The organism is Desulfurispora sp., from assembly GCF_052744395.1.
In genome coordinates, this window is the sequence record NZ_JBRAJI010000001.1 from 62,162 (window position 1) to 80,958 (window position 18,797).

The window sequence follows — 18,797 nt, forward strand, 5'->3', positions numbered from 1 at the left end:
ATCCTCCTGATCAAAACATGATTATTTATTTACAGGCAGCATTTATTTTTTTACGCTGCCCACCATCCGCAAACAACAGAGCCTTCCGCAAACATTAATAAAAATTAAACCGGGGCATTAAATCAGGGCGATCTTAGTAGTTTACCAGATATTCATTGATCTCCCACTCGTGCACAGTGGACTGGTAACGCTGCCACTCCTCCCGCTTATACTGCAGGTAATGTTCGGCCAGCCTGGCCCCCAGCAAATCCAGTAGCAGCCTGTCCCCCTCCAGAGCCTGCAGCGCCCCGGCCAGATCTACCGGCAAGCAGTATTCCCGGTAAAGCTGCTCCCACCTGTCAGCCGGTTCCTCGTCCGGCAGCCAGCAGGGCACCAGCCCGTTTTCCACCCCGTCCAGCCCGCAGCCCAGCACTGCGGCCAGTACCAGATAGGGATTGCCGGCCGGATCGGGACTGCGCAAGAGCAGACGGGTGTCAGCACCTCGACCGGCGGGTACCCGCAACATGGCCGCCCGCAGTTGTTCGGCACAGCCGGTCAGGCAGGGTACCATGGGGCTGCTGCGCAGGCGTTTATAGCTGTTAACCAGGGGATTGGCCAGCGCGGTCAGGGCCGGCGCATGGTGCAGAATGCCGGCAATAAACTGTTCGGCCAGCGGGCTCAGTCCCCGCATTCTCCCGGGATCGGCCAGCACATTATCACCATCCCGCCAGAGGGAAAGGAACAGGTGTAAGCCACTGCCGTTAGCATAGTTCAGAGGACGGGGCATGAAAGAGGCATGCAGGCCGTGCCGCCCGGCAATGGTGCGCACTACAAACTTGAAGGTGATCAGGTTGTCCGCCATGGCCAGCACATCGTCATCTTTAAGGATAATCTCGTGCTGACCGGGCCCGATTTCATGGTGGGAGGTGGCCACATCGAAGCCCATTTCCTGCAGGGTGAGCACCATGTCCCGGCGGGCGTTTTCCCCTCGATCCACCGGGGTGAGGTCGCAATAACCGGCCCGGTCGTGAGTGCTGGTCAGCGGACGCCCCTGCTCATCCTGGTGAAACAGGTAAAACTCCACTTCCGCCCCCACCTGCAGCTGGTAGCCGCCGGCCATAGCCTTTTGCCGGCACTTTTTCAATATGGAGCGGCTGCAGGCAAAAAAGGGCGTCCCATCGGGCTGCAGTACATCGCAGAGCAGGCGGGCCACCGCCCCTTCCCGCGGTCGCCAGGGGAAAATCATGAAGGTACCTGGATCGGGCAGCAAATAAATATCGGACTCATAGCTGCCCACCCGGTCCAGCACCACCGAGCTGTCAAAACGTACCTGCCCGTTCAGGGCCCGGGGCAGGTCTTCCACGGTGATGGCCAGGTTTTTCAATGTACCCAGCATACTGGTAAACTGCAGGCGGATAAACTTGACATTGTTCTCCTTGACTTTTTCCAGCACATCTTCGGCCGTGTATAAGCGCATGGGCTAAAGCCTACCTCCATCCAGTGGCGCGGTACGCAAAAGGCGACAAAAAACAAAAAAAGCCCGCACACAGGCAATGCTGGTTAAAAGCTTAGCGCTTTTCCACCAGGCCCGTGCTGGGACGCCGTTGTCCCGCGCGCACTATTGTTATTTATTTTACCAGCATACGCTGCATTTGCAAGAGAAAATGTGATTTAATATTGTATACTTCATCATTGCTCCCTGCGCCCTCACTACAGGCTTAATGCCAGAATCACCCGCTGGGCCACTTTGGCCATGGGCAAACCATTGTCCATGGCCAGTTTTTGTAAGTATCTATGGGCATCTTTTTCGGTCATCTGCTTCTTCTCCATGAGCAGCAGCTTGGCCCTCTGCACCAGTTTGCGGGTTTCCAGCTCCCGGCGCAGATCTTTTAGTTCCCGCTGCAGGTTTTTCACCCGGGCAAAAGTGGCCAGCGCCACCTCCACCACCGGACAGAGCGCTTCCTCATGCAAGGGCTTGCCCAGCAAGCCATACACTCCCGGATAAGCGGCCACCTCCTGAAACAGCGCCGGTTTCGCTTCCACTGCCGCCACAATGGGGGCCACCCTGTGCTCGTCTATAATTGTGCAAATATCCACACTTTCACTGCCTGGCAGATAGGGGTCCAGCACCACCAGATGCGGTTCGGTTTGAAAAACCAGCTGCAACGCCGCCCTGGCCTCGGCCACTTCGCCCACACAAACGTAATCCAGATGCCGCATAACCTCTTTTATAGCCCGCCGGAACCCCATATCAGCATCGGCAATGACAATTCTGGTTCCATACATGCCCGTGTCCTTCTTGAATACTTAGATTTTGTCTGAAGAATACGCCCTTATTTAAACCCAATTATATCATAATTCGCCTCCAGGCAAGAAGCAAAGAAAAAGCGGGACTCGCCCCGCGCCATCTTTCAGCCAATTTTTATTCCCCCAGCAATTGTACCCGATACATCCTGAGCCAGATATCCAGCTGGATCAGATAGGCCATTAACTGCACCCGTCCCATCAGCTGACCGAACCAGGGCAAGGCAGCATCCAGCGCTGCTTCCCGCTTCCAGAGGTCTAACGCGGCTTCCCGATCAATGATCTGCCAGAGCGGCGCGCCGGTTTCCTCCAACAAATTGCCCAGCCACTGCCGGACCGCCGTCCGGAAGGCCGGGTGATGGGTTTTGGGATAAGGGCTCTTGCGCCGCCAGAGCACAGCCTCGGGCAACAGATCGATTACCGCCCGGCGCAGCAGTCCTTTCTCCCGGCCCTGCATCGTTTTCCACTCCCAGGGGATATTCCAGACATATTCCACCAGGCGGTGATCGCAAAAGGGCACCCGCACCTCCAGCCCGCTGGCCATGCTCATGCGATCCTTGCGATCCAACAGCGTGGCCATGAACCAGTACAAGTTGAGATAGGTCAACTCCCGCTGCCTGGCTGCCGCTTCATTTTCCCCAGGCAGACGGGGCACCTGCTGCACTGTTTCCAGATAACGCTGCCGGATGTAACCGGGTATGTCCAGCTCGGCCGCCAGACCACGCGCCAGCAAGCGGCTTTTTTCCTCCACCCCCCGGATCCAGGGAAATGTCTCCCCGTTCAACTCGGGACGGTGAAACCAGGGATAGCCGCCAAAGACCTCGTCGGCACATTCCCCGGACAGGGCTACGGTCACTTTTTGCTTGATCTGCCGGCAGAAAAGCAGCAGCGATGCATCAATATCGGCCATGCCGGGCAGATCCCGGGCCCGCACCGCGGCCGTCAGGGCATCCACCAGTTCCGCCGGGTTTACCAGGAAGCGCAGGTGATCGGTCTGATAATACCCGGCCACCTTTTCCACCCAGGGGGTATCGGCAGAGGGCTGGAAATCGTCGCTTTGAAAGAACTGCTCATCTTCGGTAAACTCTATGGAAAAAGTGGGTAGCGCCGGCTTACCCTCCCGCTGTGCGGCCCGGGAGGCTATGGCCGTAATGATGCTGGAGTCCAGTCCACCGGAAAGTAACGTTCCCACCGGCACGTCGGAGACCAGCTGGCGGATGATGCTGTCTTCCAGCAAATACCGTACTTTTTCCACCGTTCGCTCCGGAGGATCGGTGTGGGGCTGACTGACCAGCTGCCAGTAGCGCCCGAACCGCTAACCATCCGGCGTAACCTGCAAAAAACCACCGGGCAGCAGTTCCCGCAACCCGCGGAAAACGCCGTGTCCCGGTGTGCGCGAAGGTCCCAGGGCCAGCACTTCGGCCAGACCTTCCCGATCCACCACGGGAGATACCAGCGGATGGGCCAGCAATCCTTTCAGTTCGGAGGCAAACAAAAATGAACTGCCCTGCCGGGTGTAAAATAGATTTAGCACCTAAAACCGGCCAGATGCATATATCTATAGCGGGTATTTTCTTCAGGCAACGGCGCCGTGAAGAGCTGCACGCTTCCCTCATGGTGCCTTTTTGTTTGCCTGGCAAATGTTAAATGAGGAGGTCAGGGCAAATAATGGCACAGGGCAGACTAAAAAAGGTGTTTCCCGGCGGCAACACTTCCCAGGGGTTTTACTCTTTTTATGATTACATTATTGCTGCCGATGCCACCCGCATCTTTGTGATCAAAGGTGGGCCGGGTGTGGGTAAGAGCACATTTATGCGCAAAATTGGCGAAGCCATGCTAGAAAAAGGTTACGATGTAGAGTTCCACTGCTGTTCGTCTGACAACAACTCCATGGACGGTGTGGTCATTCCCGCCATCGGGGTGGCCCTGCTGGACGGCACGGCCCCGCATGTTGTGGACCCCAAGAACCCGGGAGCGGTGGATGAAATAGTCCATTTGGGCGATTACTGGGACGAAGAAAACTTGCGCCGGCATAAAAAAGAAATACTGGCCAGCAACCGGGAAGTAGGCCGCCTGTTCCGGCGGGCTTACAGTTACCTGGCTGCTGCCAAACTCTTCCTGGACGAAGTGGAGTCCTACTATCAGGATACCCAGGCCCTGGACACCGGTGGGCTGGATAAACTCTGCCTGGAGCTGGTACACGAGATCTTCGACGGCCAGCAGCGCCAGACCGAAAAGCCGCGCGCCCGGCACCTGTTTGCCACCGCCATCACTCCCCAGGGCCCGGTCAGCCATCTGGAAACCATTGTCGGACACTTGGGCAAACGCTATATCATCAGCGGTGACGACGGTACGGGCAAGACCACCCTGGTGGCCCGTTTGAAAGACGCCGCCATGATGCGCGGCTTCCACGTAGAAGCCTACCACTGCGCTTTAACTCCCTCCCAGGTGGAACACCTGGTCATCCCGGCCCTGGATGTGGCGATCATCAACTCGGTGGAACCCCATTATTACCAGCCCAAACCGCAGGACACGGTGATTGACACCATGCAGTTTGTCAACCCGGTACTCAACGAACACTATCTGGCAGAGAAAACTACCGCCCGCGAGATGTACCGCCGCTGCATGGAGCTGGCGGTGGAATACATCGCCCGGGCCAAAGCCGAACATGACCACATGGAAACCTACTATATCCCGGCCATGGACTTCACCGCCATCGCCGCCCGCCGTCAGGCCATCCTGCAGCGCATCCTGGGCTACGCGGCAGAACAGGGAAAGGCGAAGTGAACAGGTAAAAAACCTGTTCACCCACTACTGGCCCGCACCGGCCACCGCTGAAAAAAACACCCCGGCCGTATCTTGCCGCCGGGGTGTTTTTTCTTGGTTCATTTGTTTTCATAACAATAACTATACATCTCGGGCCAGCCAGGCCGCACTGAAACCCAGGGCGAAACTGGCGGCCACATAGAGCGCGGCCATACGCCAGCGCCCTTTCTCCAGCAACTGCAGCGATTCCAGCTCCAGGGTGGAAAAGGTGGTAAAAGAACCCAGAAAACCAGCCGACAGTCCGGTTACCAGCTGTGGGGAAAGCTGTACTGGCGGGGTGGGATGCAATAATAGCAACCCCAACAAAAAACTGCCGGCAATATTGACCAGAAAAGTGCCCAGGGGAAAATCGCCCCGCCAGTAACGAGCTGTGTACTTGCTCACCAGATAGCGGGATACTGCCCCGGCAAAACCACCGGCCGCCACATACCACGCCTGGCTCAATATTGTTCCCCCCTTCCGCCGTACCGTTCCCGCCGCCGTTCCAACCAGTCTACCACCCGGTAGCCCAGCCGCCGCCCCACCCAGGCCAGCCCCAGGCCCAGCCAGAAGCTGACCAGCACATAGAGCAACGCCACTGCCGGATGGTCGCCGGACAGTCTGACCATCTCCACACTGAGCGAGGAAAAGGTGGTAAAAGAACCGATAAAACCTGTAGCCACGGCCGGCGCCAGCCAGGTGTAATGGTAAAATTGTTGCAGCACCACGGTCAAAAAAAAGGCCAGCCCAAAGCTGCCCAGCAGGTTCACCGCCAGCGTCCCCCAGGGCCAGGCACCCGGTGTATTACCGGCCAGAGCCATGGCGTAGCGGGCCAGCGCCCCCAGTACACCGCCGCACCCCACGCTAATGATGATTCTCATGAATCTGTTCCCTCTCTGGTCAGATATTGAGCCGCCCGAGGATTGATCACGGTCACCGGACAGGTCGCTTCCCGCAGCACCCGGCTGCTGACACTGCCCAGCAGGGCCCCCTTGATACCACCCAGTCCCCGCGAGCCCAGGACGATATGGGCCACAGCATTTTCAGCCGCATATTTCAAAATCTCCCGTCCCGGATCACCTTCCCGCAGCACCATACTGCAGGACTGGCTTCTGCTAGGAAACGCCTCACGAACAGCAGACTGCAGTTTTTCCTGCAGCTTTTCCCGGGCCAGTTCAATGGCACCGGCACTGGCCCCCAGAAAAGCGGCTTCCTCACCGGTAAAGCTGACCACCGCCAGCACCACACACTCCACCCCGGGCATTAACCGCTGCATGCGGGCAGCCCAGCGCACAGCCAGCATGGATGGTTCCGAACCGTCAAAAGCTACCAGTATTTTGCCGGACAATGATCGCCACCTCCTCCTGTCCTTCTAAACTATAGCACCTGTAAAATGCAGGGTCAATAACATCCCATTGCGCCTAACTCTGAGAAAAATCGTGAAAACAGTGCCGGCCCCGGGCACTGGGAGGCAACAATCTTCCTCCCTAAAGCCTCCATAGGGCTGTTCAATCACAACATGACAGACAAATATGTTTGCTATATAATAATAACCAACCAGACAATTAATGGAATACTGAAAAACAATATTAAGGCCTTGAGGCTGATCACAGAAAGAGGTGCTGGAATGGGAGAAGGAATTTTCGTCCAAAAATGCGGTCTGGTAGCAGTAGACCTGGTGGCCGCCTGCGGCGTCATGACCCCGGAACAGCTTTCCGGCCTGGCCCGGCTGATTCAGGAGGCAGAAGCCTTCCGGGTCAAGATGACCAGCCGGCAGACCATGGTGGTGGTCTTACCCTCCGATAAGGTACCGGTCCTGCTAACCGGCCTGCCCGCCCTGGGCCTGGTAGTTTCCCCCTACGGCAACGTAGTGCGAGCGGTTAAAGGCTGCGCCGGCAATGCCGCCCTGTGCCCGCGGGCTATTGCCAATGCTCTGGACCTGGCCATTGAGCTGCAAGAAAAATACCTGGGTCAGGAAGTGCCCAAGGATTTCAAAATTGCCGTGGCCGGCTGCCCGCGCGGCTGTGTGGATCCCCACTGTGCCGATTTCGGCCTGCTGGCCAGCGGCCAGGATGTATACGATGTAATTGTGGGCGGCATTGGCGGCAGCAAAAACCCCCGGCACGGCCAGGTCATCGCCCGGAGGGTCAGTGCGGAAAAAGCGCAAAAGCTGCTCGACCACATCCTGACCCGCTTCCGGGAGCTGGCCCAACCGCGGGAGAAGCTGGGCCGCACCATCCAGCGGGTGGGGCTGGATCAGTTTTTGCCCCCGGCCGAACTGGCCGAAAGCGAGCCAGAGCAACCTGCCGCCGACTTTGTGCAGTTTCTGCAGCAGGAAGAGGTGAAATAAATGGCTGTAGAGAAAAACAACACCATCGATTACAACGCTCTGCTCCAGCCGCTGCTGAGTATATGCGCGCACTGCGACCAGCAGGAGGCCGGCCAGTGTCAAAAATCGGCCTGCCTGGTGGGTTATGCCCGCAAAGTGCTGGAATTTGCCCGCAGTAAAAACTGCTACAACATTCCCGGCGGGGAAAAGCTTATTCCCCAAAACGATTTCAAACCCTACTATCATGACGCGGTAGCACCGGCCCTGGCCGAAACCTGCCGCCAGTGCAAAGAATGCCGGGACAACCATAACGACGATTGTGTCATCGCCCTGGTGCGCCACACTCTGGAACACTGCGTTTTGCCTGAAAGTGTGGACTACCCGGGCAGCGTCTTCATGTATCTGGCCAGGATCAAAGAGCTCAACCCCGAACTGGCTGCCAGCCTGGCCGCTGCCTATAAAAAATAATAAGGCAAGGGTTCTCCCATTGGGGAGGACCCTTGCTCATTTTCAGGCTTCCTTGATTACCAGCGCTCCTACCGGGCACACCCGGGCACAAGCCAGACAGCCACTGCAACCCGCACTGCCCAGGGGCTGCTCGGCAAAGGTGCTCACCCGGCGGGCAAAACCGCGCCGCACAAAGCCCAGTACCCCGTTTCCCTGCTGGCGGCAAACCTGCACACAACGCCCGCAGAGCACACATTTACCCGGATCATAGAGCAACTGCGGGTGGCTGTCGTCTACCGGCAGATCTCTTTCCAGCAGAGGTAAGTCTTTGGGTCTTAAACGCAGACCCCTTTTTTTGGCAATTTCCTGCAGGGCACAGTGGCCGTTTTTGGGACAGCTCTTGCACTCCAGACGGTGTGCCGCCATGATTAAAGCAAAGCCATCCGCCACCAGCTGATCTACCGCCGCGCTGCGGGTATGCACCACCATGCCCTGGGCTACCGGCAGAGTGCAGGCGGTAACCGGTGCAGGCATTCCTTCCACCTGCACAAAGCACAGCCGGCAGGCAGCCGGCGGATGGGAGTGGTCACCGTCACTGCACAGGTGGGGAATAAAAATGCCGTTTTCCAGGGCCACCGCCAGCAGCTTTTGCCCGGCCCGGGCCTGCACCGTCTGCCCGTCAATGGTTAATGTCACCTGACTCACTTCTCGCCACCCCCTCCCGGCACTGCCTCGGGCGGCGACAGCTTTACTACTGCTGAATACTGGGGTGGACAGGCCACGCGGCAGCTGTCGCATTTGACACATTTGGCCTGGTCAATCACTTTGATGCGATCGGCATTGCTGGCAATGGCCTCCACGGGACAACTGCCCACACAGGCGTCACAGGAACGCTCACATTTATCGGGCAGAATGTAATAGGCAATCAAATCCTGGCACATAAGTGCCGGGCAGCGCTTTTCCTTGATATGCGCTTCATACTCGTGGCGGAAATAGCGCAGGGTGGAGAGCACCGGGTTGGGCGCCGTGCGCCCCAGGTTGCACAGCGAACCGGCCTGTACCGAACGGGCCAGATTTTCCAGCAAGTCCAGATCCTCTTCCTGCCCCTGACCGCGGGTGATGCGCTCCAGAATGCGTACCATCTGCTCGGTACCCAGGCGGCAAAAAGTACATTTGCCGCAGGACTCCTGGCGGGTGAAGTCGAGAAAGAAACGGGCGATTTCCACCATACAGTCATCCTGGTCCAGCACCACCAGGCCGCCCGAGCCCATCATGGCCCCGGCCTGCCGCAGGCTGTCAAAGTCAATGGGAGTGTCCAGAACCTCTTCCGGCAAACAACCACCGGAAGGCCCGCCGATCTGCACCGCCTTGAACTGCCGGCCGTTGGCTATACCGCTGCCCACGTCAAAAATAAGCTGGCGCAGAGTGGTGCTCATGGGTACCTCGGCCAGGCCGGTGTTGACTACCTTGCCGGCCAGGGCGAAAATAGCCGTGCCCGGACTTTGTTCACTGCCCAGGGAGCGGAACCAGTCCGCTCCTTTGCTGATGATATGCGGCACATAGGACAACGTCTTGACGTTGTTGATCACTGTGGGGCTTCCCCACAGCCCGGACTGGGCCGGAAAGGGCGGCCGCACCCTGGGCAACCCCGGCTCACCTTCCAGAGAAGCAATCAGGGCGGTTTCTTCACCGCATACAAAGGCACCCGATCCCTGAAAAACAACCATGTCGAAGTTAAAACCACTGCCCAGGATGTCCTTACCCAGCAGTCCTCTGACCCGCGCCTGCTCAATTGCCGTGCTAATGCGCTGCACGGCCAGGGGATACTCGGCCCGCACATAGATATACCCCTGGGTGGCGCCAATAGCGTAGGCGGCGATAATCATGCCTTCCAGCAACAGGTGGGGGTTGGACTCCAGGATGGTCCGGTCCATAAAAGCTCCGGGGTCGCCTTCATCGGCGTTGCAGATCAAATATTTAACCTCGCCCGACGCTTCCCGGCAGGCCTGCCATTTCCGCCCGGTGGGAAAACCGGCTCCCCCTCGGCCGCGCAGCCCGGAACGCATCACTTCTTCCAGCACGGCTTCCGGCTGCTGCGCCAGGGCCCGGGCCAGCGCCCCGTAACCGCCTGTAGCCAGGTAATGGTCAATGTTCTGCGGGTCAATCAGCCCGCACTGGTCCAGCACCACCTTTTGCTCATAGGCTCCCCGGGCAAAGTCAGCAAAGGTGGGGATGAGATCATTGGGCTCCAGGGCAGCCAGGGCAAATTCGATACAGGGGTCGTCGTTTACCAGAAAATCTTCCACAATCCGCCCGGCCACCCCCTCATCTACATAACCGTATGCCACCATGGGCCAGCCGGGTTTGGCCACCACCAGCAGCGGCTCGGCATAACAATGTCCCAGGCAGCCTACTTCGCGCACCTCGGCCGGCAGACCCAGCCGCTGCACGGTTTGCCGTACCGCCTCCAGCACGGTCAGCGCTCCGGCCGCCCGGCCACAGGTGGCCGCCCCCACCATCACTACCGGCCGGTCCTTTCCGTCCTGGTAACGGCTGGCGGCCTCCTGCACCAGTTGATTGATCCTTTGTTCAATTACTGTCGTTCGGTGCAAGGTCCTTTCCCCCTTCCTCCTGTTCCCTGACCAGCTGATGAGCGAACAACAGGCCATCCACCCGAGTGGGGGTAACCCGGGCATGCACTTCTTCATTTACCAGCACCACAGGCGCCATGGTACAGCAGCCCACGCAGGCCACCCGTTCCAGGCTGTATTCCCGGTCGGGTGTGGTTTCGCCCACCTTGATCTTCAGCCGGCGCTCCCAGGACTCCAGAATAATCTGGCCCCCCTTCATATGACAGGCAGTTCCCATACATACCTTGACCTGTCGCCGGCCAGGAGGGGTGAGCCGAAACTGGTTGTAAAAGGTTACCACTGCGTATACATCTACCGCCGGCACACCGAAAAGCTGCGCCACTTCCTGCATGGCCACAGCCGGAATGTACCCCAGGGCCGCCTGAATCTCCTGCAGGACAGGGATCAGGCTGCCTTTGTCCGGCCGGTGGGATGCGGCCACCTGCCGGGCGGTTTGCACAGCCAACTGTTTTTCTTCTGCGGTCAATTGCACAGGCAGGACCCCTTTTATAAGGTTTTCGAACAAAATAAATATAGCACAATTTTTTAAAAATATAAACAGCATCCTGCTAAACTGCTATCATCCCGGACTGACCCGAAAATTTACCGGTTATCCGCTGCGGCATCTTTACGTAATTACGGTACCGGCCATTTATCTCCCCCGGTTGTACCGGCCGGGGGCTGCGGCCGGGATGGAGCAGGCACCCCGGCTGGTGAACCGGCCTGATCGCCCGTCACCGGTGTCGTCACCTCCGGAGCGGATGATTCGGGCTGGACATTGCCCGGTGCCATTCCTCCATCCACCGGTGTACTGCCGTTGTTTACAGAATTTTCCTCCAGCTCCTGGGCATCTCCCCCGGCATCCTGCTCTCCCGGTACCGGGAGGTCACCGGCAGCGGCGGGATTTCCTTCCGGAGGCAACAGCTGTCCATTACCCCCGGACGGCTGTGCCGACGGCGGCTCGCTGTCCCGGGTAATAGGCTCCTCCGGCTTGTAAATCCGGAAAATTAAATCGTGGAAAATGCTGGCCGGCAGGCCGCCACCATAAAAGCGCAGATAGTGGCTCCGGTCCATGTCCTTTTCATCATAACCCACCCAGACGGCACAGGTGAAGCGGTCGGTATATCCCACAAACCAGGCGTCCTTGTTGCCGGAAAGACCGCGAAAAACGGCGGTTTTGGGCAGCTCGGTGGTACCGGTCTTGCCGGCCACCAGCACACCGGGCACATAGGCCCGGCGTCCGGTTCCCGCCCGAACGGCATTTTGCAAAACATCAGTCATCTTTTCTGCTGTGCTCTGCTGCATCACCCGCCGGGGAACCGGGGCCTGGTACAGGATGTTGCCCTGGGCATCAATAATCTGTTCAATGGCATGGGGCTCGCAGTACAGCCCTCCGTTGGCGAAAGCGGCATAAGCACCGGCCATTTGCAGCGGCGACACTCCCCGGGTGAGCCCGCCCAGGGCCAGCGGCAGGTGGGCGTCTTCGGGTACCAGATCAATCCCCAGACGGCGGGCAAACTCCATGCCTCTTTCCACACCTATCTCATTGAGCAACCACACCGCCGCCGCGTTGCGCGACCACTGCACCGCAACAGTGATGGGAATATCGCCATAATAGCTCCCATCGGCATTGCGCGGAGCATAACCATCGCCATATCGCTGAGGTATATCCTTGATCAGGGAGCCGGGCCCATAGCCCATTTCAAAAGCCGGGCCATAAACAGCTAGCGGTTTAAAAGTACTGCCCGGCTGCCGGCGCAAACTGGTGGCCCGGTTGAAACCCAGACGGGCCTCGTGCTGCCGCCCGCCAATCACCGCTTTAATGGCTCCGGTCCGGTTGTCCACCAGCACCAGCGCACCCTGCATCAGATTATCGGCAAAGCCGGCCCGGGCAAAAGCCTCTTCTGCTGCCTCCTGCAAAGCCGGCTCGAAAGCCGTCTTGATCTGCAGCCCGCCGTTGAACACCAGGTCATCGCCGCCCATATCTTTCAGGCGGGCAATAGCCTCGCTGATGACCTGGTCAATATAAAAGGCATACTTCTGGCTCTGCTGATTCTTTTCCGGCCTTTGTAAATTAAGCGGCTCGGCCAGCGCCTGATTGTACTGCTCCCGGTCAATCAAACCCTGTTCCAGCATTTTGGACAGTACCGTATTGCGCCTTTGCAGCGCCAGATCCGGATTGACATAAGGATCATAAAGGCTGGGCGCCCGGGTCAGTCCCGCTAGCAGGGCACCCTGGGCCAGGGTCAGTTGGCCCACATCCTTATTGAAGTAAGACCGGGCCGCCGCCTGCACCCCGTAAGCCCCCTCACCCAGGTAAATGCGATTGAGATACATCTCCAGGATTTCATCCTTGGAATGAGTACGCTCAAAGCTTAGAGCCAGAAAGATTTCCTTGAGCTTGCGGCTGAAGGTCCGTTCGGGAGAAAGGTAATAAGTCTTGATCACCTGCTGAGTGATGGTACTGCCTCCCTGGGCAATGCGCCGGGCCGTGATATTACCCACCAGCGCCCGAAAAATGGCCTTGATGTCCACCCCCGGATGTTGATAAAAGCGCTCATCTTCAATAGCTATAAAGGCCTGCCGTACAGGGAGCGGAATTTGTTCCAGCTCTACCGGCACCCGGTTGATTTCCCCGTGCAGCTCATACAGGACATTGCCCTGAGCATCATAGATGAAAGAATTCCGGGCCACCGCCCGGGCATCGGTCGGCCGCCCCAGAAACCAGAAGGTATAGGTGAAAGCGGCCGTACACATCAGCACTGTTAGCAAAGCAACCAGCACCAGCCTGCGATACACCATCAGCCTGCCGGGCACCAAACCTCACCCGCCCTTAAGTTTTAGTTTGTGTTAGCAAATGTTTACACTCAGATCCATTATACAAAAGATCGGATGTATCAAGGTAGCTTTTTTGTCTGGTGCCAGAGGTATTTACCGCCAAAAAAAATCCCGGCGCTAACGCCGGTAATAATGTGGGGTATGGAGAAGAGAGATATAATCGAGCTTACGTTTCCAGAGAATCTACAGGTACAAATTTATCTTTTTTGGCCCCACACCAGGGACATCTTTTGGGTGGCACTTCCTCCGGATGCTCATAGCGGCACACCAGGCAAATCAGTTTGCCCGTACCCGGACCGCCGGCCGCTTTGGCGAATTGCTCGGCTCGTGCAGTTTTCTCTTGCTCTTTTTCCTGATTTTCCATCAAGCACCACCCCCTGCATATATTTCTGAAACCAGGGTAAGCTCTCTTTATTTAACCACAAATGTCGGTGCCTCGTGGGACAAAAGGGCCAGCTTACGAATGTGTTGTCTTTCCTCATCAATCAGTTTTTGTACAATCTCCTTGCCGCTTTCATCCACTACGTTCAAAAACTCCTGAAAGATCATGATGGAGTCTTTCTCAAAGCGGAAAGCAACGGCTACCGCCTCTTTAAATACGGTAATGTTCTTCACCAGTTCGGCAACATTGTTCTGGTTGAAAATATGGCTGTCAATGATGGCCTTGATATAGTCACCGTACTCGCCCACATAACTCTCATTGGGAACCACATCTTTGGCCAGCTTCTCACCCAACCGGGTGAAATCGGCAATATGCTGTTCCTCTTCCCCGGCCAGGTAGGTAAATACCTTCTTCAGCTCCGGGTCGTCCACTTTTTGCACCATAGCGTCATAAAAAGCCTTGCCCGCCTTTTCTATTTCCGTAGCCAGACGGATGATTTCCTCACCGCTGAAATTGATGATGCTCCAGGCCATATTGAATTCCCCTCCTGTTTATAGATTGCCGGCCTATAGTCATCACAATGGGAGTTCCCGCCTCGCCGGCCGGACAAAAAACACCCTGTGAGGGCGGGGCAAGCCGCCCCGCCCGTTAATTATCTTAAAACTGTTTAAAGGATTTGGCCAGGGCACCGCAGATGGGGCACTTTTCCGGTGCCTCGCCGTGGGCGATATAACCGCAAACCGGGCAGAGATGCAGCGGATCGTCAGCAATATCGCCGCCTGCCTGTACCACTCCTGCCGCCTTTTCGTACAGGGCACCGTGCACTTTTTCGGCCTCATTGGCAAAGTTAAACGTGCGCAGAGCGTTCTTGTCACCATCGACCTCGGCCTGCTTGATAAATTCGGGATACATCTGGGTGAACTCGTAGTGCTCCCCGCTCTGGGCCGCTTTCAGGTTATCCAGAGTGCTGCCCACCTGGCCAGCCACTTCCAGGTGTTTTAAAGCATGAATGGTTTCGGCCTCGGCAATGGCCCGGAAGAGGCGGGCGACATTTTTAAAGCCCTCTTTTTCCGCTTTGGCGGCAAAGGCCAGATATTTGCGGTTGGCCTGCGATTCTCCGGCAAAAGCGGCCATCAGGTTCTCCATGGTTTTGTTGGACATATTCACTGCTCCCTCCATTACCAGTTCGAATTGTTCTTTGGTCGCACTGCAAAGCGGGCATTTCTCGGGTGGAGCCTCTCCTTCGTGGATATAGCCGCAAACCTGGCAGATCCAGCGTTTTACTCCCGGTTTGGGCGGACCGGCCACCAGCGAGGCATTGCGCCGGTTTTCCCGGTAGAAGGCGTAGGTCATGGGCTCGGCTTGGCTCTTTACGCCGCCTTCCACCACTTCGCCCACAAACATGGTATGGGTACCTACATCAACCGTGGCGCTTTCATCCACCCGGCACTCCACCCAGGCCAGGCAATCTTCAACAATGGGCACACCGGTTACTCCCCGGCGATAAGCCACGCCGGTAAATTTATCCACTGTACGGCCGGAACGGAAACCAAATTGCTGCACCAGGCGCATACCGTCCTTGCCCAGAATGCACAGGGAGAAAAAGCCGCTCTTGCGAATGAGCTCATTGGTGTAGTTGTTTTTGTTGATGCCAATGACCACCCGCATGGGAGTGCTGGTAATCTGAAAGGCCGTGTTGACCACCTGGGCGTTGAGTTTATCCCCGTCAAAAGAACCCACAATGTACAGCCCGTAAGAAATCTTGAACAAGGCCGGTTCAATGCGTTTTTTGTCTTCAGGGGTGAGTTCCCTGAGGGCTGCTACCGCTGCAGCAGCATCCTCTGCTTCGTCAAACAAGTATTCAGACGGATCCACCAGCTCGAATTTTTCCCGGGGTGCCCCGCAGCGCGGACAAAACTCGGGTGGTTCGTCCCCTTCGGTCAGCCAGCCGCACACAGTGCAACGCCAGATTTTTATTTCTTCCACAAAACCAACCTCCTGGAAATCATCATTTTGCTGTCGCCCGGGTAAAGCGCTGGTTCACATCCCGCCAGTTCACCAGATGCCACCAGGCCTCCACAAAAGCGGCCCGCTTGTTCTGGTAGGCCAGGTAGTAGGCGTGTTCCCAGACATCCACACAGAGCAGCGGAACAACACCCCACTGGGTGAGGTCCTGGTGCTTTTCCGCCTGCAGGATCACCAGCTTGCCAAACACGGGATTCCAGCACAGAATGGCCCAGCCCGACCCTTCCACCGCCACGGCCGCCGCACTGAACTCTTTTTTGAAGGTATCAAAGTCGCCAAAATCTTTGTTGATTTGATCAGCAATCGGACCGGTGGCCGGCCCGCCCCCATTGGGGGACATATTCTCCCAGAACATGGTGTGCAGGATGTGCCCGCTGCCGTGGAAGGCCAGCTCCCGCTCCCAGTGCTTGATCAGGCTAAAGTCGCCCTTCTGGCGGGCCTCCGCCAGTTTGGCCTCGGCATTGTTCAGGCCGTCCACATAAGCTTTGTGATGGGCATCATGGTGTAAACGCACAGTCTGTTCATCGTAATAGGGCTCCAGCGCATCATAGGCATAGGGCAGGGGCGGCAGTTCATAAGCCATAACGTTTCCAACCTCCTGATGATTTGGCCATGTTTTTTACAAATAACTACCCGTACCGCAAAATAGCCGCTAACCCTGCTGCACAGCAGCGGCAAACTGGCGGCCGAATTCCCGGGCCCGGGCCAGATCCTCCCCGGACGGAGCAAAGTTCACGCGCAGCCCGGCCACCGGCACTTTCAACTGCAGATCTTTGAGACGTTGCTCAATAAATTTCACGGCTTCGCCGCTCCAGCCATAGGAACCGAAGGCCCCGGCCGGCTTGCCCTTGTTAATGATGGCCGAAACGCCGGACAGCAGCTGCCACACCGGCGGCACCGCATCCCGGTTGATGGTGGGCGAGCCAATCAGGAAGCCATCGGCCGCTTCAATTTTGTCCACCAGTTCGGACAGCGGGTGCATGATAATTTCCAGCAGCTCGGCCTGCACGCCGCTTTCCTGCAGGCCGGCGGCAATCTCTTGGGCCAGGGCACCGGTATAACCGTAGGCCGAACTGTACAGCACGGCCACTTTTGGAGGCGCGGCCAGATCTTTTTCCTGCCGGGACCACTGGGCGTAAATCTGCACATATTTCCAGGGATCCTGGCGCAGCACCGGCCCGTGGGAAGGAGCAATAATGGCCACATCCAGGCCCTGAATCTTTTCGGCCGCTTCCAGCACATACTGGCGGAAGGGCTTGACAATCACATCGAAATAATATTTATAGGCGTCGCTGATATCGCCCACTTCATCGTTGAAGATGGATTCCCCGCAGTAGTGGCAGCCAAAAGCGTCACAGGTAAAGAGAATTTTATCCTCGGGCAGATAAGTGAACATGGAATCGGGCCAATGCAGGAAGGGAGCATTGATAAAGCGCAGTGTCCGGCCGCCCAGGTCCAGATGGTCCCCATCGCCCACCTCGCGGCTGGGAAAATCCCGGTTGACCTGCTGCTTTAAAAATTTGAGGGCCACTTTAGAGCCCACCACTGTAGCCCGGGGAGCATCGTCCAGCAGGCGCACCATGGAGCCGGAATGGTCGGGCTCGGTGTGGTTGACAATAATGTAGTCAATTTTATCCAGCGGCACCACCGCTGTAACGCGTTGCTGCAGTTCCTCATAAAACCGCATTTTCACCGTTTCAATCAGGGCGGTTTTTTCCCTTCCCTGCACCAGGTACGCATTATATGTGGTACCGTATTTGGTTTCCATAACAATGTCAAAGACGCGCAGGTCGGGGTCCTTGGCCCCCACCCAGTACACACCGGGAACGATTGAGATGGCCTGTTTCATCTTATCTCTCCTCTTCTCAAAGCATTATGGCCAATTCTAACAGCCAGGCCTGTCCGGCAAACTCAGGATTCTTTGCTGAACTGGCTTTTGTCGGCACCGCATACCGGACAGGTCCAGTCATCGGGCAGCTTTTCAAAGGGGGTACCCGGAGCCACTCCGTCAGCACCTTCCGCCGGATCATAAACATAGCCACAAACCTCACAAACCCATTTTTCCATTCTTGTTTACCCCTTTCTGGCATATTTTATAAACTTATCATTTCCCTGCCGGATATGCTTTAATTATATAGAACATACTTTAACTTGTTCTTACCGGACTCTTAATCTTTTCTGACAATTAATTAAAAATTCCTTACAGAATAAACCGATCAAAAAACCGCGGGATCGGCCGGAGCCTTTTCCCGCGGTCACTTGACTATTCCCAACACTTTTCTCCACCAGCTGCCCGGTGCCCTGCCCGCACCGGGCAACCTTACCGCTGCCACATCCTCTCCTTTTAAGAGCCGGCGGGGGTTTTCGTAAAACAGCCGGCGGGCGATGCTTTCGCCTCCTATGGCGGCCACCTTTTGGGCGGCCGCACTTAGCTGCGGTGTCCGCCCCCGGCAGGAATGAGCATCGGAAGCCACCAGGTGCACAATTCCCCGGGCCAGCAGTTCTTCCGCCGCTTTTTGCACACTGCGCCCCATCTGCCCGGTCAGGCTGGCTGCCGTCAGCTGCAGCAGCGCTCCCCGGTGCACCAACCGCTCCAGCAAATCCGCATTGACCAGCTCGGGATTGCGCTCGGGATGGGCAATCACCGGCCGGCAGCCGGCCAGGAACAGCTCATAAAAAAGGCTTTCCGCATATGCTGGTACCTGCTGGGCGGGAAACTCCACCAGCAAACTGCGACTTTCCCTGTTCAAAAAAAGGACATCATCCTCCACCAACCGGCCCAAAATGCCGGGCTCCAGGAAATACTCCGCCCCGATCCGCACTTCCAGCTGCAGACCGGCTTGCTGCAACTCTGCCTGCAATTGGGCCCGGACAGCCTCAATGCTCTGTGGAGTGTTCTCGTATAACCCGGGATAAACATGGGGAGTGGCCACTACGGTTACCACCCCGTCCGCCACGGCCAGCGCCGCCATGGCCACGGCGTCGGCCATGGTCCCGGGCCCATCATCCAGACCTGGAAGTATATGACAGTGAATATCGATAAACAAACCCCATCTCC

21 protein-coding genes are annotated in these 18,797 nt (G+C 57.1%); 3 read left to right on the top strand and 18 right to left on the bottom strand.

Annotated elements, in window-relative coordinates; all coding sequences use genetic code 11:
- Window positions 1-133: 133 nt before the first annotated feature.
- The 4 genes from ACUVTU_RS00355 to ACUVTU_RS00370 form a co-directional block, all read right to left on the bottom strand.
- On the bottom strand, window positions 134-1,456 hold the full coding sequence (locus tag ACUVTU_RS00355) for a glutamine synthetase family protein (protein WP_445887965.1): 1,323 nt from the start codon (window positions 1,454-1,456) through the stop codon (window positions 134-136).
- A 233-nt stretch (window positions 1,457-1,689) separates the two neighbouring features.
- The gene (locus ACUVTU_RS00360; RefSeq protein ID WP_445887966.1) at window positions 1,690-2,265 is read right to left on the bottom strand and encodes an ANTAR domain-containing response regulator; all 576 of its coding nucleotides are present in this window, start codon (window positions 2,263-2,265) and stop codon (window positions 1,690-1,692) included.
- 136 nt (window positions 2,266-2,401) lie between these two features.
- A complete protein-coding gene (locus ACUVTU_RS00365; protein WP_445887967.1) occupies window positions 2,402-3,538 on the bottom strand; it encodes an asparagine synthetase B family protein in 1,137 nt (378 codons plus the stop codon).
- Between the two features lie 60 nt (window positions 3,539-3,598).
- Complete coding sequence (locus tag ACUVTU_RS00370) at window positions 3,599-3,817, bottom strand: hypothetical protein (protein ID WP_445887968.1); 219 nt, start codon at window positions 3,815-3,817, stop codon at window positions 3,599-3,601.
- Window positions 3,818-3,951: 134 nt separating this feature from the next.
- On the opposite strand from ACUVTU_RS00370, the gene ACUVTU_RS00375 reads away from it, so the two are divergent.
- Window positions 3,952-5,070 (top strand): PRK06851 family protein, encoded by a 1,119-nt coding sequence (locus ACUVTU_RS00375; RefSeq protein WP_445887969.1) that lies wholly within the window; start codon window positions 3,952-3,954, stop codon window positions 5,068-5,070.
- A 120-nt stretch (window positions 5,071-5,190) separates the two neighbouring features.
- Here the strand turns inward: ACUVTU_RS00375 and crcB are convergent, their stop codons facing one another.
- From crcB to ACUVTU_RS00390, 3 genes are read right to left on the bottom strand one after another with little or no spacing between them, the layout of a single operon-like run.
- Window positions 5,191-5,553 (bottom strand): fluoride efflux transporter CrcB, encoded by a 363-nt coding sequence (crcB, locus tag ACUVTU_RS00380; protein WP_445887970.1) that lies wholly within the window; start codon window positions 5,551-5,553, stop codon window positions 5,191-5,193.
- A complete protein-coding gene (locus tag ACUVTU_RS00385) occupies window positions 5,550-5,969 on the bottom strand; it encodes a fluoride efflux transporter FluC (protein WP_445887971.1) in 420 nt (139 codons plus the stop codon). The genes crcB and ACUVTU_RS00385 overlap by 4 nt, the downstream gene beginning before the upstream one ends.
- Window positions 5,966-6,436: a universal stress protein gene (locus ACUVTU_RS00390; RefSeq protein WP_445887972.1), complete on the bottom strand. Its 471-nt coding sequence runs from the start codon at window positions 6,434-6,436 to the stop codon at window positions 5,966-5,968. Before ACUVTU_RS00390 ends, ACUVTU_RS00385 begins: the two co-directional genes overlap by 4 nt.
- A gap of 279 nt (window positions 6,437-6,715) precedes the next feature.
- On the opposite strand from ACUVTU_RS00390, the gene ACUVTU_RS00395 reads away from it, so the two are divergent.
- Window positions 6,716-7,438, top strand: a complete 723-nt coding sequence (locus ACUVTU_RS00395) for a nitrite reductase (protein ID WP_445887973.1) — start codon at window positions 6,716-6,718, stop codon at window positions 7,436-7,438.
- Window positions 7,439-7,885, top strand: coding sequence for a hypothetical protein (locus ACUVTU_RS00400; RefSeq protein WP_445887974.1), 447 nt, complete (start codon window positions 7,439-7,441; stop codon window positions 7,883-7,885).
- 42 nt (window positions 7,886-7,927) lie between these two features.
- On the opposite strand, the gene ACUVTU_RS00405 is transcribed toward ACUVTU_RS00400, so the two are convergent.
- The 11 genes from ACUVTU_RS00405 to ACUVTU_RS00455 all read right to left on the bottom strand — a co-directional run bounded on the left by ACUVTU_RS00405 (window position 7,928) and on the right by ACUVTU_RS00455 (window position 18,786).
- Window positions 7,928-8,569: a 2Fe-2S iron-sulfur cluster-binding protein gene (locus ACUVTU_RS00405; RefSeq protein ID WP_445887975.1), complete on the bottom strand. Its 642-nt coding sequence runs from the start codon at window positions 8,567-8,569 to the stop codon at window positions 7,928-7,930.
- Entirely contained in the window at window positions 8,566-10,383 is a 1,818-nt protein-coding gene (gene nuoF, locus ACUVTU_RS00410; protein WP_445888044.1) for an NADH-quinone oxidoreductase subunit NuoF, read from the bottom strand. The genes ACUVTU_RS00405 and nuoF overlap by 4 nt, the downstream gene beginning before the upstream one ends.
- Before the next feature lie 70 nt (window positions 10,384-10,453).
- Window positions 10,454-10,987: an NADH-quinone oxidoreductase subunit NuoE gene (gene nuoE / locus ACUVTU_RS00415; RefSeq protein WP_445887976.1), complete on the bottom strand. Its 534-nt coding sequence runs from the start codon at window positions 10,985-10,987 to the stop codon at window positions 10,454-10,456.
- Between the two features lie 143 nt (window positions 10,988-11,130).
- Complete coding sequence (locus ACUVTU_RS00420; protein ID WP_445887977.1) at window positions 11,131-13,296, bottom strand: PBP1A family penicillin-binding protein; 2,166 nt, start codon at window positions 13,294-13,296, stop codon at window positions 11,131-11,133.
- Between the two features lie 202 nt (window positions 13,297-13,498).
- Window positions 13,499-13,696: a rubredoxin-like domain-containing protein gene (locus ACUVTU_RS00425; RefSeq protein WP_445887978.1), complete on the bottom strand. Its 198-nt coding sequence runs from the start codon at window positions 13,694-13,696 to the stop codon at window positions 13,499-13,501.
- Between the two features lie 47 nt (window positions 13,697-13,743).
- Entirely contained in the window at window positions 13,744-14,247 is a 504-nt protein-coding gene (locus tag ACUVTU_RS00430) for a ferritin-like domain-containing protein (RefSeq protein ID WP_445887979.1), read from the bottom strand.
- 124 nt (window positions 14,248-14,371) lie between these two features.
- Window positions 14,372-15,700 (bottom strand): flavin reductase, encoded by a 1,329-nt coding sequence (locus ACUVTU_RS00435; protein ID WP_445887980.1) that lies wholly within the window; start codon window positions 15,698-15,700, stop codon window positions 14,372-14,374.
- 22 nt (window positions 15,701-15,722) lie between these two features.
- The gene (locus ACUVTU_RS00440; RefSeq protein ID WP_445887981.1) at window positions 15,723-16,322 is read right to left on the bottom strand and encodes a superoxide dismutase; all 600 of its coding nucleotides are present in this window, start codon (window positions 16,320-16,322) and stop codon (window positions 15,723-15,725) included.
- Window positions 16,323-16,391: 69 nt separating this feature from the next.
- On the bottom strand, window positions 16,392-17,588 hold the full coding sequence (locus ACUVTU_RS00445) for an FprA family A-type flavoprotein (protein WP_445887982.1): 1,197 nt from the start codon (window positions 17,586-17,588) through the stop codon (window positions 16,392-16,394).
- Window positions 17,589-17,650: 62 nt separating this feature from the next.
- Window positions 17,651-17,806 carry a rubredoxin gene (locus tag ACUVTU_RS00450; RefSeq protein ID WP_018084685.1) on the bottom strand — a complete coding sequence of 52 codons (156 nt, stop codon included), beginning with the start codon at window positions 17,804-17,806 and terminating at the stop codon, window positions 17,651-17,653.
- Window positions 17,807-17,994: 188 nt separating this feature from the next.
- Window positions 17,995-18,786 carry a tyrosine-protein phosphatase gene (locus tag ACUVTU_RS00455; protein ID WP_445887983.1) on the bottom strand — a complete coding sequence of 264 codons (792 nt, stop codon included), beginning with the start codon at window positions 18,784-18,786 and terminating at the stop codon, window positions 17,995-17,997.
- Between the last annotated feature and the right edge of the window lie 11 nt (window positions 18,787-18,797).